The organism is Rhizobium rhizoryzae (assembly GCF_011046895.1).
GTDB classification, from domain to species: domain Bacteria; phylum Pseudomonadota; class Alphaproteobacteria; order Rhizobiales; family Rhizobiaceae; genus Neorhizobium; species Neorhizobium rhizoryzae.
Genome location: NZ_CP049250.1, coordinates 669,758 through 685,005 on the forward strand (window position 1 = coordinate 669,758; position 15,248 = coordinate 685,005).

Below are 15,248 nucleotides of genomic sequence, written 5' to 3' on the forward strand. Positions count from 1 at the left end.
AAAGCGGCAACCATGTGGAAAGCTGTGAGTAGTTGATGCACCAACTTGATTCCGACCCGAGAATCGGAGGGGCCTCTTGCCTTTTTGCCGCTTTGTCTGCCATTTTGCCGATCCACATCCGTCCGACCAGACTGACGGACGAGAATAACATTCGGCTTCTCACCGGAAGCCGGCACGGTCGAAAGCGGTAGCATCCCATGCGTATTACTCTTGAGCGGTCCAACCTCCTGAAATCGTTGAATCACGTTCACCGGGTGGTGGAGCGCCGCAACACGATCCCTATCCTCTCCAACGTCCTGCTGCGTGCTTCCGGCAATGATCTGGCGCTGAAGGCGACGGACCTTGATCTCGAGATCACCGAAGAACTTCCGGCAATGGTCGAGACGGCCGGCGCGACGACGGTTCCGGCGCATCTTCTCTATGAAATCGTGCGCAAGCTACCCGATGGTTCGGAGGTTCTTCTGGCCGTCAATCCGGATGGCAGCACGATGTCGGTTCAGTCCGGCCGTTCCAAGTTTTCGCTGCAATGCCTGCCCGAAGCTGACTTCCCTGACCTGACGGCGGGAAGTTTCACGCATAGCTTCAAGATCAAGGCATCCGATCTGAAGATGCTGATCGACCGCACGCAGTTCGCGATCTCGACAGAAGAAACGCGCTATTACCTCAACGGCATTTTCTTCCATACGATCGAAACAGGCGGTCAGTTGAAGCTGCGAGCCGTTGCGACCGATGGACATCGCCTTGCTCGCGCCGATATCGAGGCGCCCTCCGGTTCGGAAGGCATGCCAGGCATCATCATTCCCCGCAAGACGGTGGGCGAACTGCAGAAGTTGATGGACGATGCCGAAGCGGTCGTCACCGTCGAGGTTTCGGATGCCAAGATCCGGCTGACGCTTGGCGGAATTGTCATGACGTCGAAGCTGATTGATGGCACGTTTCCGGACTACCAGCGCGTCATTCCCACCGGAAACGACAAGGAAATGCGCGTGGATTGCCAGAGCTTTACCCGCGCTGTCGATCGCGTATCCACGATTTCCTCCGAACGTGGCCGCGCCGTCAAGCTGGCATTGAGCGATGGGCAGTTGCTTCTGACAGTCAACAATCCCGATTCCGGCAGCGCCACGGAAGAAGTCGCCGTGGGCTATGAAAGCGAACCGATGGAAATTGGCTTCAATGCCAAGTATCTGCTGGACATCACGGCGCAACTTTCCGGCGAGGATGCAATCTTCCTTCTTGCCGATGCGGGTTCGCCGACACTTGTACGGGATACGGCGGGCGATGACGCACTTTATGTGCTGATGCCGATGCGTGTTTAATCTAAATTTCAAGGGTCGCAGCCGCGGCCCTTTTTTCTGCCGCATTTCAGATGCGACATTTTTTCTTGATTTTGCGTCATGACGGCGCGATGAACGGTTAATAGATTCGCGGGAGATAGTTGATGGAATTGCGCCTGAAGGAACGACTGGGCCGTAAATTCGATGAGGAAATCCGTTTCTTCAAGGGATGGATGGAGGGTCCCAAGCAGGTTGGGGCGATCCTGCCCACCTCCAGCGTCACAGCACGCCGGATGGCAAGCGTCATCAATCCGCAGTCCGGTCTTCCGGTTCTTGAACTTGGTCCCGGCACGGGCATCATCACCAAGGCAATCCTGAAACGGGGCATCAAGCCACAGGATCTCGTATCCATCGAGTATTCGACGGACTTCTATCAGCATCTGATGCGGACCATGCCGGACGTGCGCTTCGTCAACGGCGATGCTTTCGAGCTCCAGACCATTCTTGGCGACTTCAAGGATCGCAAGTTCGACGCTGTCATCTCCGCCATCCCGATGCTGAGCTTCCCAATGGAAAAACGGATCTGGCTTCTGGAAGACCTGCTGGACCGCATGCCACACGGCCGCCCGGTGATGCAGATCACCTATGGACCGGTTTCACCCATCATTGCAAAGCCGGATCGGTATCGCATCAAGCATTTCGACTTTGTCGTGCGCAATTTGCCACCGGCCCAGTTGTGGACCTATACGCGCCCTGATTAAATCAGGACATGTTCGGGCTCTATATCAGTCATCCTCAGGTGCAGATCGACCCGCAGGTTGCGGTTCCTGACTGGAGCCTGTCGCCGCTTGGGCGTGAACGCGTTCTTGCTGCAGCAGCACGTCCATGGGTGGCCAAGTTGCAGCGGATCGTCAGCAGCCCCGAGCGGAAGGCCATCGAGACAGCCGAAATCCTGGCCGAGGCGGCTGGCGTCGAGGTCGAAATCGCAAGCGCCAGCCACGAGATCGACCGGTCCTCGACGGGCTATCTCACGCATGACGCTCATGAAGAGGCGGCCAATCGCTTTTTCGCGGATCCCTCCCATAGCTTTCGGGGTTGGGAGAAGGCTATCGATGCGCAACAGCGGATCGTGACCACGATTTCTCAGATCATTCTGGAACATGATCCCGCCCGCCCCATCGCGTTTGTAGGCCACGGCGGGGTTGGAACGCTCCTCAAGTGCTCGCTTGCGGGTCGGCCCATCGCTCGAGACGGCGATCAGCCTCCAGGCGGCGGCAATCTTTTCTGCTTTTCTCTTGCGCGCAATCTTGCCGAGTGCCGTCTCAAATGCGAGTGGACACCGATGGAATTCTGGCAAGGAGAAACGTGATGGATGCTCGTGACCGCCTGATCTTGGGCCTGGATGTACCGACCGTCGGCGAGGCAGAGGCGCTGATCCGCACACTTGGCGAGACGGTTTCCTTCTACAAGATCGGCTACCAGCTGGCTTTCGTCGGCGGACTGGAACTGGCACACGATCTGGTTCGGGACGGAAAATCCGTTTTTCTCGACATGAAACTGCTCGACATCGACAACACCGTTGCCCACGGGGTCGAAAATGTCGCCAAGATGGGCGTGAACATGCTGACGCTTCATGCCTATCCGAAGGCAATGCGTGCAGCGGTTGCGGCAGCGAAGGGATCGGATCTTTGCCTGCTGGGCGTCACCGTCCTCACATCAATGGACGCGGCGGATCTCGTGGACGCGGGTTACGACACCGATCCTCGCTCGTTGGTTCTCAAGCGCGCCGAGCAGGCCCGAGACGCCGGGATGGGCGGCATCGTGTGCTCTGCCGAGGAATCCTCTGCCGTGCGCAGCGTCATCGGACCGGACATGGCACTCGTTACACCAGGAATTCGTCCTGCGGGTTCTGACGCGGGCGATCAGAAGCGCGTGGTGACGCCTGGCGATGCGATAAGGAACGGTTCGAGCCATCTGGTTGTCGGACGGCCTATCGTCAAGGCAAGTGATCCTCTTGCTGCGGCAAAATCGATCCTTGATGAAATGGCACTTGCGCTTTCCGCATAAGGCGCCTTTCATTCAGTGACGTTGAATATGGAGGAAGCCATGCCGAAGGGATACTGGATTGCGCGCGTCGATGTTCGTGATCCGGAACGGTACAAGGATTATGTGGCTGCGGCCAAACCAGCGTTTGAGAAGTATGGCGCAAAGTTTCTGGCACGCGGTGGCGATCACACGCGGCTGGAAGGAACGGCGAGAGCCCGAAACGTCGTGATCGAGTTTCCCTCAATGCAGGCCGCAGTCGATTGCTATAAGTCTCCGGAATATCAGATTGCCGCCAAGATCCGTCAGCAGGTTGCCGATGCGGAAATGGTGGTTGTCGAAGGCATCGGAGACGTTTGAGACATAGGCATCCTCTGTTGCGGGAGCGCATTGAATAAATCACGCGCTGCCAGCGAATGCGTGCATTGCAACACTTCACCTCGTCCGCCGTTTCGGCTAGAGACAAAGAAAAACAACTCTCCTTGGCTTTCGGAGCACTCCCATGACCATGTCCAATCTTCCGCCGCTCGTGACCGTTTTCGGGGGCTCGGGCTTTGTCGGCCGGCATGTCGTGCGGGAACTGGCCAAGCGCGGCTACCGTATCCGTGTGGCCGTCCGTCGGCCGGACCTCGCAGGCTTCCTGCGTCCGGCTGGCTATGTCGGCCAGATCCAGCTGGTACAGGCCAATCTGCGTTACCGGAAATCAATCGATCAGGCGGTCGCCGGTTCGGATCACGTGGTCAACTGCGTTGGCATCCTGTTCGAAAGCGGCAAGAACTCGTTTGACGCCGTTCAGGAATTTGGCGCAAAGGCCGTCGCGGAGGCTGCCCGCGCCGTGGGCGCAACCCTGACACACGTATCGGCCATCGGAGCGGATTCCAAGTCGCAGTCCTCCTATGCACGCAGCAAGGGCCGCGCCGAGGAAGCAATCCTCTCCACCGTTCCGGATGCGATCATCCTGCGTCCCTCCATTATCTTCGGCAAGGAAGACAACTTCTTCAATAAATTTGCCGATATGGCGCGCACCATGCCCTTCCTTCCGCTGATCGGTGGCGGCCTGACCAAGTTCCAGCCCGTTTTCGTGGAAGACGTCGCCACGGCCATCGCAAAGGCGGTCGAAGGCAAGGTTGCCAAGGGCAAGACTTATGAACTTGGCGGCGCAGAAATCCTGACCTTCAAGCAGTGTCTCGAGGCTGTCCTTCGCATCACCTACCGCAAGCGTCCGCTGGTCACGCTGCCCTTCGGCGTTGCCTCGTTGATCGGCAGCATCGCCTCCATGGTTCCCCTGATCACGCCGCCGCTGACGAGCGATCAGGTTCTCCTCCTGAAGTCTGATAACGTTGTTTCGAAGGAAGCCGAGCAGGAAGGCCGGACGCTTGCAGCCTTCGGTATCCGTCCTACGCTGCTGGATGCGATCTTGCCAAGCTACCTCGTCCAATATCGCGTGCAGGGGCAGTTCACCAATTCCGGCAAGGCAGCCTGACTGCCTAAAATCCACTTCAATGAGCTATGCTCAAGCAGGAGGCAGGACATTGTTCTGCCTCTTTGACGTTCAGGGTTGTGGCGTAAATGACGCAACGCACAACTGCTTAACGTTAACCGGCGGTTCAGCAAAATACTCTATTGAAACAGATCGCGACGGCTCGTACACCGCCGCCATTCTCCCAAGTACCCGAGTATCGCCGTGACTGCCACACCCTCCTCCGAAAGGCTTCCCCCCATGGGCAAATCCATCGCACTGTTTTTTGCGTGTGCGGCATTTGTTATTCTTGCAGGCTCGTTCCTGGCCCCCGGCACCGTTGCCGCCAACAAGAGCGCCTGCGCGCCCGCCTATGGCGTGGATCCGTGCAGCACGGCGTCTATTCGCCGTTAAGCTGAACAAGTTCGGGCTGCCACTGGCAGCCCTTTTCTTTGGTCGATCTGAGGATGCAAAGGCAGGATTTATGCCTTTGCGAGCATCATCCGAAGACCAGAAGACCGATAAGGCCCGCGGTACCCACCAGAATGCGCCAATAGGCAAATGGTGCGAATCCTCGGCTGGATACGAAATCGAGCAGGGATCGTACCACCAGAAGCGCCGTCACGAAGGCGGCCACAAAGCCGATCGCGATAATTCCCGCATCATCGAAGCTGAGAGCATTCCTGTTCTTGTAGAGATCAAGAACAAACGCACCCAGCATGGTCGGCATGGCGAGAAAAAACGAAAACTCCGCTGCGGAACGCTTGTCCGTCCCCATCAGCAATGCGCCGACGATGGTCGCTCCAGAGCGGGAGGTACCTGGTATCATCGCAAGGCACTGGAAAAGGCCAATCTTGAACGCAAGGCCCGCCGGATATTGCGTAATGTCGGTGTAGCGCGGCCTTAGGCTCATCTTGTCGACTGTCAGAAGGATGAAACCTCCGACAATCAGCATCACACAGATCAGCATCGGCGTTTCGAACAGCACGCTCTTGATGAAGTCATGCGCCAGAGCACCGATGATTGCGGCTGGCAGAAACGCAAGCAGCACTGTCAGTACGAATCGTCGTGCCTGGGTGCTGTGCGGAAGGGCCAAAGCAATCTGAAGCAGCTTCTGGAAATAGACCAGAAGGATGGCGAGGATGGCACCCAGCTGGATCAGCACCGCGAAGGTGTTACCGGGCGAGCGAAACCCCATGAAGTGTCCTGCAAGGAGCACGTGGGCTGTGGATGAAACGGGGATAAATTCAGTCAGACCTTCGATCAAGCCGAGAACGAGGGCGCCAACGATAGATTGGTCGGCCATTCTTGATCCTTTATTAACGGTGATGGGACCTATAGTGGGAACGGAATCTGCAACCTCACCCTAACAATTGGGCTTGGCCGCCTTATGTCAGCCACATTCCGGCTTTGGTGATCGCGACCGACTCAACGCTTATAACAGCAAACTTCAATTTCGAGTATCGATGCCCACTCTGTATCATCATCCCATGTCCTCGGCCTCCCGTTTTGTCAGGTTGATCCTGGCGGAATACGGCTTCCAGACGGATCTCGTCGAGGAGCAACCTTGGGAGAAGCGCCGCGAATTCCTGACAATCAATCCGGCTGCCACGCTGCCTGTCTATGTGGATGACAATATGCGGGCTTTGTGCGGGCCGAATGTGTTGCTGGAATTCCTCGACGAAACGCACGGCGTCCTGAAGCGGGACAAACGCCTCTTCGCGGAAGACCCCTTTCAGCGGGCTGAAATCCGGCGCTTGACGGAATGGTTCCTTCTCAAGATGGAACAGGATGTCACGCGGCCACTGACCAAGGAGCGTGTCTACAAGCTCCAGATGACGGCAGCCCAAGGCGGCGGCGCGCCTGACTCCAAGGTTTTGCGCACGGCACGCGGCAATATCCGCCAGCATATGAAATATCTTTCCTGGCTTGCCGGCTCTCGCACCTGGCTTGCGGGCGACCGCCTGTCCTATGCGGATCTCGCCGCCGCGTCATCGGTTTCCGTTCTGGATTATCTGGGCGAGATCGATTGGCAGGAGACACCCATCGCCAAGGAATGGTATCAGAGGCTGAAGTCGCGCCCTTCGTTCCGGCCACTCCTGGCAGAACGCATTCGCGGCATTACGCCGGTATCTCATTATGCGGACCTCGATTTCTGAGACTGAAAGAGCAGACACGGATCGACAGGTTGCCAAGGCTCTGGATCGGCAACGCAAGCTTAAGACGTTCCTGTTGGCTGAAGCCAAGGTGCTTGGCTTCGACAGTTGCCGCATCACCTTGCCCGATTCGATACCTCAGGCGCCTGAACGCCTCGGCACGTTCCTGCAGGCCGGACGCCATGGTACGATGGCATGGATGGAGGAAACGCGAGAGCGCCGTGCTGACCCCCGTGTCCTCTGGAGCGAGGTCCGCTCGATTGTCCTGTTCGGCGTGAACTACGGGCCGGATGAAGATCCGCGCGAACTTCTCGCCAAGACAGACCGAGCAGCCATATCCGTCTATGCCCGGCACCGTGATTACCATGACGTCATCAAGGGGAAGCTGAAGGAACTGGCCACCCGCTTTGCGGCCCGCGCTGACGAAGACGTCAAGGTGTTCGTCGACACAGCCCCCGTCATGGAAAAGCCGCTCGCCGCTGCGGCAGGGCTGGGTTGGCAGGGAAAGCATACAAATCTGGTCAGCCGCGAATTCGGCTCCTGGTTATTTCTGGGAAGCATGTTTACGACCGCGGAACTGGAGATCGATACGCCGGAACGCGATCATTGCGGCTCTTGCCGTTCCTGCCTCGATGCGTGTCCGACGAATGCCTTTCCGGCCCCTTACCAGATCGACGCCAGGCGGTGCATTTCCTATCTGACCATCGAGCACAAAGGCATCATTGAGTCTTCTCTCCGGCCAATGTTCGGCAACCGCATCTACGGCTGCGACGACTGTCTGGCGGTCTGTCCGTGGAACAAGTTTGCCTCCGAAGCATCCGAAATGAAGCTGCGCGCACGCGCTGATCTGAAAGAGCCAAGGATTGCCGACCTGCTGGGTCTGGACGACGGTCAGTTCCGCACCCTGTTCAGCGGTTCTCCTGTCAAACGTATCGGGCGGGACCGCTTTATCCGAAATGTGCTGATTGCAGCCGGCAATTCCGGTGAGCCGTCCTTCATCGAGCCGTGTAAAGCGCTGTTGAATGATGCATCACCCGATGTGCGGGGTATGGCTGTCTGGGCCTTGTCGAGATTGATGCAGGCCGATGCCTTTCTCCTTTTGGCGCAGCAAAGAGCGCCTGATGCGGATATCGACGTTGAGAATGAATGGGTAATGGGAGTTCAGGCATGCGGGTCATGATTTTTGGTGCAGGCTATTCAGGACAGGCAATCGCTGCAGACTTCCTGAAGGCTGGCGCGGACGTGGCCGGGACGACGCGTAGCGAGGAGAAGAGCCAGAATTTGAAGGATAAAGCGATCCGGCCATTTCTCTTCGGCGGAACGGAATTGGGCGATGGTCTTCGGACGGAACTTGCCCAGACAACGCATCTCATACAATCCATTGCACCGGCCATCGCACCGGGCGAAGGCGGAGACCCGCTGCTCAACGTCATAAATGGAGACGTGCGCGCCGTCTTCCCAAAGCTTCAATGGGTCGCCTACCTTTCGACAGTCGGCGTCTATGGCGATCATCAGGGGGACTGGGTCGATGAGGAAACACCATGCCGCCCCGTGTCCGCGCGCTCCAGGGAACGCGTTGCCGCGGAAAACGCTTGGCAGGCAGCGGCGAACCGCGCTGAAGTGCCACTCGCGATCCTGCGCCTCTCCGGAATTTATGGCCCCGGACGAAACGGCTTCATCAGTCTGGCCCAGGGGACGGCACGCCGGCTTGTCAAACCGGGCCAGGTGTTCAACCGCATCCGCGTGGAAGATATCGGTCGTGCGACGCTGTTCCTGTGCGAGCGCCACGCCTCCGGTATCTTCAACGTGACGGACGATCTTCCCGCGCCGCCACAGGATGTCGTTACGGAAGCCGCGCACCTCATGGGCATCCAGCCACCGCCGGAACAGGCCTTCGAAACAGCTGAACTGACGCCGATGGCGCGCTCCTTCTACGGCGAGAACAAACGCGTCTCGAATATGAAGATACGCAACCTTGGATTTAACTTTCAGTTTCCGACCTTCGAGGTTTCATTGGAGCAGCTGTGGCAATCCGGCCGCTGGAAAGCGTAAAGCCGGTCCTGCAGACGGTCTATGCGCGCTGTTGAAGAAAGATGAAAATTCCATCCAAATTGGGCAGTTGGATTATAGAAATTTAACTTTCATGACAAAGCGCCATATTTTTTGTCCAAATGTGGCAAGCGATTCTGCTTTTTGATAAAATTTTCTCTTCACGTTTTCACGCGAATCAGGCGTTCGAATCTCGGCAGAACAATTTTCCAGAATCCTACTGGAATCACTAAATTTTTCCTGGCTGAACATCTTAACTCGTTAGCCGGCTTCCAATCACGATTGTTACAGATTTTAACATTGCGTGATCACAAAGCCCACGTTTTCGCCTTTTTTGGCCGTGCCTAGACCACCCCGCACGCATCTCACCACTTGGATCAACGGGGATAATCGGATTTGAAACTTCCAAAACGCTCAGCTTTCGCAGCAGTCGCTCTCGCATCATTCTCGATGATTGGCTCTCAAACGGCGCAAGCCGCTCCAGGTTGTGGTCACGCTTCCTGGTATGCACTGGGTTCCAAGACAGCCTCCGGCGAACGCATGAACGCCTCCAAGCTCACCGCGGCGCATCGCTCGCTGAGTTTCGGAACGAAGGTCAAAGTTACCAACAAGCGCAATGGCAAGACCGTCGTGGTTCGCATCAATGACCGCGGCCCTTTCATTCGCGGCCGCGTCATCGATCTCTCGAAGGCAGCAGCCGCCGACATCGGAATGGTTTCGACAGGCACCGCGCAGGTCTGTTACGAGGTCATCGGCTGATCCGCATGGATGACGGATTGCTCCTCAAGCTTGCCCTGATGGCTTTTCAACGTTAAACGCGCCGGAAAGCAAGGAGATCAGGACATGCGACTGGGCGGACGGATGGCTGCAGCCATCGAAGTGTTGGCAGATATCGAGACGCGCAAACGTCCCGTTGCCGATGCACTGAAGGACTGGGGCCTGGCGCATCGCTTCGCTGGCTCCGGAGATCGCGCCGCCATCGGCAACATCGTCTATGATGCCTTGCGCATGCGTCTATCCCATGCCTGGCTGATGGATGACGAGAGTGAGACGGCACTGGTCTACGCCGTTCTTCTACGTCAATGGGGCTTCACGCGCACAAGCCTCGCGGCAGAACTGGCGGATGACAAATTTGCGCCACCCGCTCCGGATCTGACAGGTCTTTCCGAGCGAAATCTGTCGGACGCGCCAGCGCATATTCAAGGTGATATCCCGGAATGGGTCGTTGAGAGCTTCCAGTCCTATTTCGGCGACGCCTGGCTTGCAGAAGCTCAGGCTATGGCTGGTCGGCCAACGCTGGATTTGCGAGCCAACACGCTGAAGGCTAACCGGGACAAGGTCGTCAAGGCGCTGGATCGGGCGGGCGCGCAGCCAACGCAGATCGCGCGTCAGGGCATTCGTATCCCTGCCGGTGATGGCGCATCCCGCCTTCCGAACGTGACCGCCGAACTCTCCTTCCAAAAGGGTTGGTTCGAAGTTCAGGACGAAGGATCGCAGATTGTTGCCGATCTCGTAATGCCATCCGAAGGGCAGCAGGTTCTGGATTACTGCGCAGGTGGCGGCGGCAAGACGCTGGCGCTCTCGGCAAGCCTCAACAACAAGGGTCAGGTTCATGCCTATGACGCCGACCGCAAACGCCTTGCTCCCATCATCGAGCGCCTGCGCCGCGCCGGCACGCGCAATGTTCAGGTGCACGACGACGTGCAGCAGATGGATGCCCTGAAGGAGAAGCTGGACGTCGTGCTTGTGGATGCTCCCTGCACGGGTACAGGAACATGGCGCAGGCGGCCCGATACGAAATGGCGCCTGACGCAGAAGAACATCGAGGAGCGCCTTGGGCAACAGCAGGATGCGCTGTCATCGGCTGCAGCCTATGTCAAACCGGGCGGAACACTCGTCTATGTCACCTGCTCCGTTCTGCCGGAAGAGAATGACCGACAGATCGAGCGCTTCCTGGCAAACAATCCTTCTTACGAAGTCCAGTCAGCGCTGGACGACTGGAAAACACTGTTTGGCAAGGATGCGCCGAAGCCGCATTCCGCCGATGGTCGTAGTCTGACGCTGACACCGGCCTCCACGCAGACTGATGGCTTCTTCTTCTGCAAGCTTAAACGGCAGAGCTAAAAGGACTGTCGAGGCTGGAATTCCTCTAATCTAGATTATTTGACACCAGTTTCCTTTTGCGCAATGAGGATTGAAACGATTGATCGGAGAAGGGGCAGAGATGCCTTGCTTCGGTCACGTTTTGCCGGGAAGGCGTGATCGGCCATCGGCATCGTCATTTTCAGACAGGAGGGGACCATGCTCCGCCGAACTCTCTCGACTATCAGTTCTGCTCTGGCCGCTTCGGTGGCTTTTGTCGCTCTGCCTGCACTGGCTGCAGAGCCCACCGAGGTTCTGAAACACTATGCGGCCGTCGGCCATGCGAAATTCGAAGACGCCCTGAGCACAGCCAAGGCATTGGACAAGGCCGTAGACGCCCTCATCGCAAAGCCATCAGAGGAAACGCTGAAGGCTGCACGTCAGGCATGGCTTGCAGCGCGTACACCCTATTTGCAGACTGAGGTCTACCGCTTCGGCAATCCCATTGTTGATGACTGGGAAGGCAAGGTGAATGCCTGGCCTCTCGATGAAGGTCTTATCGACTATGTTGATGCCGCCTACGGCACCGAAAGCGATGCCAATGCCTTCTACACGGCCAATGTCATTGCCAATCCCAAGCTCAAGATCAACGGCGAGGACATCAATGCCTCGAAGATCACGCCGGAACTGATCCGCAGCCTGCATACGGCGGGCGAAGTGGAGGCCAATGTTTCGACCGGCTATCACGCGATCGAATTCCTGCTGTGGGGACAGGACCTGAATGGCACCGGACCGGGAGCGGGTAATCGCCCCTTTACCGATTACGACAAGGCCAATTGCACGCACGGCAATTGCGATCGTCGTGGCGACTATCTGAAGTCGGCGACCACGCTGCTGGTTCAGGATCTTCAGGAAATGGTAGAGGCTTGGGCTGCGACCGGCGAAGCCACGAAAGCTGTTCTGGCCGATCCGAAGGCGGGCCTTTCCGCGATCCTCACAGGCATGGGCTCACTGTCCTACGGCGAACTGGCGGGCGAGCGCATGAAGCTTGGCCTTCTGCTGCATGATCCGGAAGAGGAGCAGGATTGCTTTTCCGACAACACGCACAATTCGCACCTGAACGATGCAATCGGCATAGCATCCGCCTATCGCGGAACCTACACACGCACTGACGGAACCAAACTGGCCGGGCCTTCCCTCTCCGATCTCGTCAAGGCCAAGGATGCCGCTCTCGACACGGAGTTGAACGCCAAGCTCGACAAGACGCTTGCCGACATGCAGATCATGGCGGAGCGCGCTCAGAAAGTCGAAGCCTATGACCAGATGATCGCCGAGGGTAACAAGGACGGCAATGCGATTGTTCAGGCCCCGATCGATGACCTGATTGCCCAGACGAAATCAATCGAGCGCGTGATCGCGGCGCTCGATCTTGGCCAGGTGAAGCTCCAGGGTTCGGCGAGCCTCGATAATCCGAACGCCGTGTTCAAATGAGACCAGGACGGCCCATCGAATATCGATGGGCCGCTACTCCCGATGCATCAACGCGCACTCGTCCTTGCTCTCCCCATCCTGCTGACCTGTCTCGTGCCAGCGTCCGGCATTGGACAGCAGGAGTTGCCGTATCAGGGTCCACGCAGGGATTTGACGCCGAAGGATCAGGCGCGTGTCACTGCGGTCACTCGACCAACCGGTAATTTTGGCCAGGCAGAACCATTTGAAGCGATGGCCGCCGGTGCAGCGACCTCGACGCGCGCCGTCGATGCCGATGCTTTTTCGCAGTTCGCACCCGGCATCACCTTCAGCCAGCAGGAAGAGTTCAAACTCGGAAATGCGCTTTTCACCAAGCTATGGGTCGCCGCACCCTCCTCGACACAAGCCTCCGATGGATTGGGGCCGCTCTACAACGCACGCTCCTGCGTAAGCTGCCATGTGAGGGATGGGCGTGGTCACCCTCCCGAGGGAGGCAATGACAGGATCTCCATGTTCCTGCGGCTGGCGCGCGCCCCTGCAACGCCGGAGGAGAGTGCACGTGTTGCCGATCGTCGTGCGCTCAATTTTCCCGATCCGATCTACGGTGCGCAGTTGCAGGATCTTGCCGTCCCTGGACTTGCTGCCGAAGGCACGATGCAGATCTCCTACTCGGAGCAGCCTGTCCGCCTCAAGGATGGTACTAACGTTTCGCTACGACGCCCGGCCTATTCGGTCAACAGACTGGCTCAAGGCCCGCTTGCAGCGGGAACGACCCTTTCCCCCCGCATTGCCCCTGCGATGATCGGGCTTGGGCTCATCGAAGCCATTCCTGCGCAGGACATTCTCGCCCATGCGGACCCGGATGACAGGGACGCAGACGGAATTTCGGGGAAAGCGGCCATCGTTCGAGACCACGTGACCGGCAAACTGGCGCTCGGGCGCTTTGGCTGGAAGGCACAGAATGCCACCGTCCGCGACCAGACCTCTGCGGCCTTCTCGGGCGACCTTGGATTATCCACGTCCGATCGACCCGATCCTTACGGCGATTGCACCCCGCAACAAACGGATTGCCGCGCCCGTGCACATGGGGTCCAGCCGCGTCTTGGCGATACCGAAGCGCCGGACCCGGTGATGGACCTCGTGACGTTTTACTCGAGCCATCTTGCCGTTCCTCAACGACGCGATGTCAGTTCACCCGAGGTGCTGAAGGGCAAGGAGGCCTTCTACCGCCTTGGATGCGCGAGCTGCCATGTGCCGAAATTTGTGACGAGCCGCTCCGCTTCCGACCCTTCTCAGGCCTTTCAACTGATCTGGCCCTATTCGGATTTCCTGCTCCATGATATGGGCGATGGACTTGCTGACGGCCAAACCGTCGGCGACGCGTCCGGCCGAGAATGGCGTACTCCGCCACTATGGGGCGTCGGCCTGACGCAAACTGTCAGTAAACATAGTTTTTTTCTGCATGACGGGCGCGCCCGCAACCTGACTGAGGCCATTCTCTGGCACGGTGGCGAGGCGGAGAAATCCCGGAACGGTTTTGCGGCTCTTGAAACCAGAGATCGCAATGCCCTGTTGACGTTTCTGGAGTCCCTATGATGCGCACGAGTGTCCTGTCTATCGGTCTGGCCCTTGGTCTTTTTCTGTTTGCAGCAGCGGATGCGGGCGCGCAGGATGCGAACCCTTCTCCGCCGGTTCTGACGCATGAGCGGACGACGGCGCTGATGGAACGGGTCATCACCAATGTCATACAGCCGGGCTACCGGGACTTTTCGGAGAAGACCGGCCTTTTGAGCGACCGGATGATGCAGCTTTGCACCGTGCCCTCTGCAAACAATCTTGCTCAGGCACAGGCTGCATTCTCGGAAGCCGCCAAAAGCTGGGCGCGGATCGAGATCGTGCGCGTCGGCCCCGTGCTCGAAAAGAACCGCTTCGAGAGGATACTTTTCTATCCGGACAAGAAGGGTCTCGGGTTTCGGCAGGTTCAGGCCTTGCTGTCATCCTCCGACGAGACGGCGACTGCACCTGATACGCTGTCTTCCAAAAGTGTTGCCGTACAGGGTTTGGGAGCGCTCGAATTTGTGTTGTATGGCACCGGTTCGGATCAACTGACTGCGCAGACAAAATCTTATCGATGCCGCTACGGCCTCGCAATCGCCGGTAACGTGCAGCACATCGCGATGGAACTGGTGCAGGCCTGGGATGATCCGGACGGCCTTTCCAAAGACTGGAAGAACCCCGGGCCGCAAAGCTCTGCCTTCCGGCAGGACCAGGAAGCCGTCACCGAGGTGCTTGGTATTCTGGTTCACGCCGCGGAGGCCCTTCGCGATCAGCGCATCGAGAGCTTCTACAAAAGCGGATCCTCTCAAAGCTTTCCAAAGCAAGCGCTGTTCTGGCGATCCGGCCTGACCTTTCCGATGATGCGCGAAAATCTGGAAGGACTGCGGCAGCTTGTCCATGGATCGGGCATCAAAGAGCTGTTGAAGCCCAGCCAGATCTGGATCGTGAACTCCATCGATGTCTATTTCAAATCCCTCATCACGCTTGCTCAGGATATTGATGCCGATCTGGAAGCGGCCGTCAGCAAACCGCAACAGAAGGCAAAGCTGGATGCCATGCTTTCCGACAGCCGCGATCTGATTTCTCTCTTCAACGATGATCTGGGGCAGGCGCTCGGCCTGACCACGGGCTTTTCCTTTTCCGACGGAGACTGATTGG

Annotated in this window: 16 protein-coding genes; 15 read left to right on the plus strand and 1 reads right to left on the minus strand. The window is 57.9% G+C overall.

All coding sequences use genetic code 11. The features are described 5' to 3' along the window. Positions 1 to 197: 197 nt before the first annotated feature. The 7 genes from dnaN to G6N80_RS09440 all read left to right on the plus strand — a co-directional run bounded on the left by dnaN (position 198) and on the right by G6N80_RS09440 (position 5,190). On the plus strand, positions 198 to 1,316 hold the full coding sequence (gene dnaN, locus G6N80_RS09410) for a DNA polymerase III subunit beta (RefSeq protein WP_062555145.1): 1,119 nt from the start codon (positions 198 to 200) through the stop codon (positions 1,314 to 1,316). Positions 1,317 to 1,438: 122 nt separating this feature from the next. Further along, positions 1,439 to 2,035, plus strand: a complete 597-nt coding sequence (gene pmtA / locus G6N80_RS09415; RefSeq protein ID WP_062555144.1) for a phospholipid N-methyltransferase PmtA — start codon at positions 1,439 to 1,441, stop codon at positions 2,033 to 2,035. Between the two features lie 8 nt (positions 2,036 to 2,043). After that, positions 2,044 to 2,643 (plus strand): histidine phosphatase family protein, encoded by a 600-nt coding sequence (locus tag G6N80_RS09420; RefSeq protein WP_165133287.1) that lies wholly within the window; start codon positions 2,044 to 2,046, stop codon positions 2,641 to 2,643. Next, positions 2,643 to 3,341, plus strand: a complete 699-nt coding sequence (pyrF, locus tag G6N80_RS09425) for an orotidine-5'-phosphate decarboxylase (protein ID WP_165133290.1) — start codon at positions 2,643 to 2,645, stop codon at positions 3,339 to 3,341. The genes G6N80_RS09420 and pyrF overlap by 1 nt, the downstream gene beginning before the upstream one ends. A gap of 39 nt (positions 3,342 to 3,380) precedes the next feature. Further along, positions 3,381 to 3,677, plus strand: coding sequence for a DUF1330 domain-containing protein (locus tag G6N80_RS09430; RefSeq protein WP_062555141.1), 297 nt, complete (start codon positions 3,381 to 3,383; stop codon positions 3,675 to 3,677). A 142-nt stretch (positions 3,678 to 3,819) separates the two neighbouring features. After that, positions 3,820 to 4,800 (plus strand): complex I NDUFA9 subunit family protein, encoded by a 981-nt coding sequence (locus G6N80_RS09435; RefSeq protein ID WP_165133293.1) that lies wholly within the window; start codon positions 3,820 to 3,822, stop codon positions 4,798 to 4,800. Between the two features lie 201 nt (positions 4,801 to 5,001). Then, a complete protein-coding gene (locus tag G6N80_RS09440) occupies positions 5,002 to 5,190 on the plus strand; it encodes a hypothetical protein (RefSeq protein WP_162249581.1) in 189 nt (62 codons plus the stop codon). 85 nt (positions 5,191 to 5,275) lie between these two features. Here G6N80_RS09440 and G6N80_RS09445 read toward each other — a convergent pair whose 3' ends face one another. Further along, on the minus strand, positions 5,276 to 6,082 hold the full coding sequence (locus G6N80_RS09445) for an undecaprenyl-diphosphate phosphatase (RefSeq protein ID WP_165133296.1): 807 nt from the start codon (positions 6,080 to 6,082) through the stop codon (positions 5,276 to 5,278). 160 nt (positions 6,083 to 6,242) lie between these two features. On the opposite strand from G6N80_RS09445, the gene G6N80_RS09450 reads away from it, so the two are divergent. From G6N80_RS09450 to G6N80_RS09485, 8 genes are all read left to right on the plus strand, one after another. Further along, positions 6,243 to 6,935 (plus strand): glutathione S-transferase family protein, encoded by a 693-nt coding sequence (locus G6N80_RS09450; RefSeq protein ID WP_062555138.1) that lies wholly within the window; start codon positions 6,243 to 6,245, stop codon positions 6,933 to 6,935. Next, positions 6,928 to 8,112, plus strand: coding sequence for a tRNA epoxyqueuosine(34) reductase QueG (gene queG, locus G6N80_RS09455; RefSeq protein ID WP_425503942.1), 1,185 nt, complete (start codon positions 6,928 to 6,930; stop codon positions 8,110 to 8,112). Before G6N80_RS09450 ends, queG begins: the two co-directional genes overlap by 8 nt. Continuing rightward, complete coding sequence (locus tag G6N80_RS09460; protein WP_165133302.1) at positions 8,100 to 8,984, plus strand: SDR family oxidoreductase; 885 nt, start codon at positions 8,100 to 8,102, stop codon at positions 8,982 to 8,984. The genes queG and G6N80_RS09460 overlap by 13 nt, the downstream gene beginning before the upstream one ends. A gap of 447 nt (positions 8,985 to 9,431) precedes the next feature. Beyond that, positions 9,432 to 9,740: a septal ring lytic transglycosylase RlpA family protein gene (locus G6N80_RS09465; RefSeq protein ID WP_137135056.1), complete on the plus strand. Its 309-nt coding sequence runs from the start codon at positions 9,432 to 9,434 to the stop codon at positions 9,738 to 9,740. Positions 9,741 to 9,824: 84 nt separating this feature from the next. Continuing rightward, entirely contained in the window at positions 9,825 to 11,105 is a 1,281-nt protein-coding gene (locus G6N80_RS09470; RefSeq protein WP_165133305.1) for an RsmB/NOP family class I SAM-dependent RNA methyltransferase, read from the plus strand. A gap of 177 nt (positions 11,106 to 11,282) precedes the next feature. After that, positions 11,283 to 12,554, plus strand: coding sequence for an imelysin family protein (locus G6N80_RS09475; RefSeq protein WP_165133308.1), 1,272 nt, complete (start codon positions 11,283 to 11,285; stop codon positions 12,552 to 12,554). 42 nt (positions 12,555 to 12,596) lie between these two features. Beyond that, positions 12,597 to 14,129, plus strand: a complete 1,533-nt coding sequence (locus G6N80_RS09480) for a di-heme oxidoreductase family protein (protein ID WP_165133311.1) — start codon at positions 12,597 to 12,599, stop codon at positions 14,127 to 14,129. Then, positions 14,126 to 15,244 (plus strand): imelysin family protein, encoded by a 1,119-nt coding sequence (locus G6N80_RS09485; RefSeq protein ID WP_246251469.1) that lies wholly within the window; start codon positions 14,126 to 14,128, stop codon positions 15,242 to 15,244. The genes G6N80_RS09480 and G6N80_RS09485 overlap by 4 nt, the downstream gene beginning before the upstream one ends. Positions 15,245 to 15,248 lie beyond the last annotated feature (4 nt).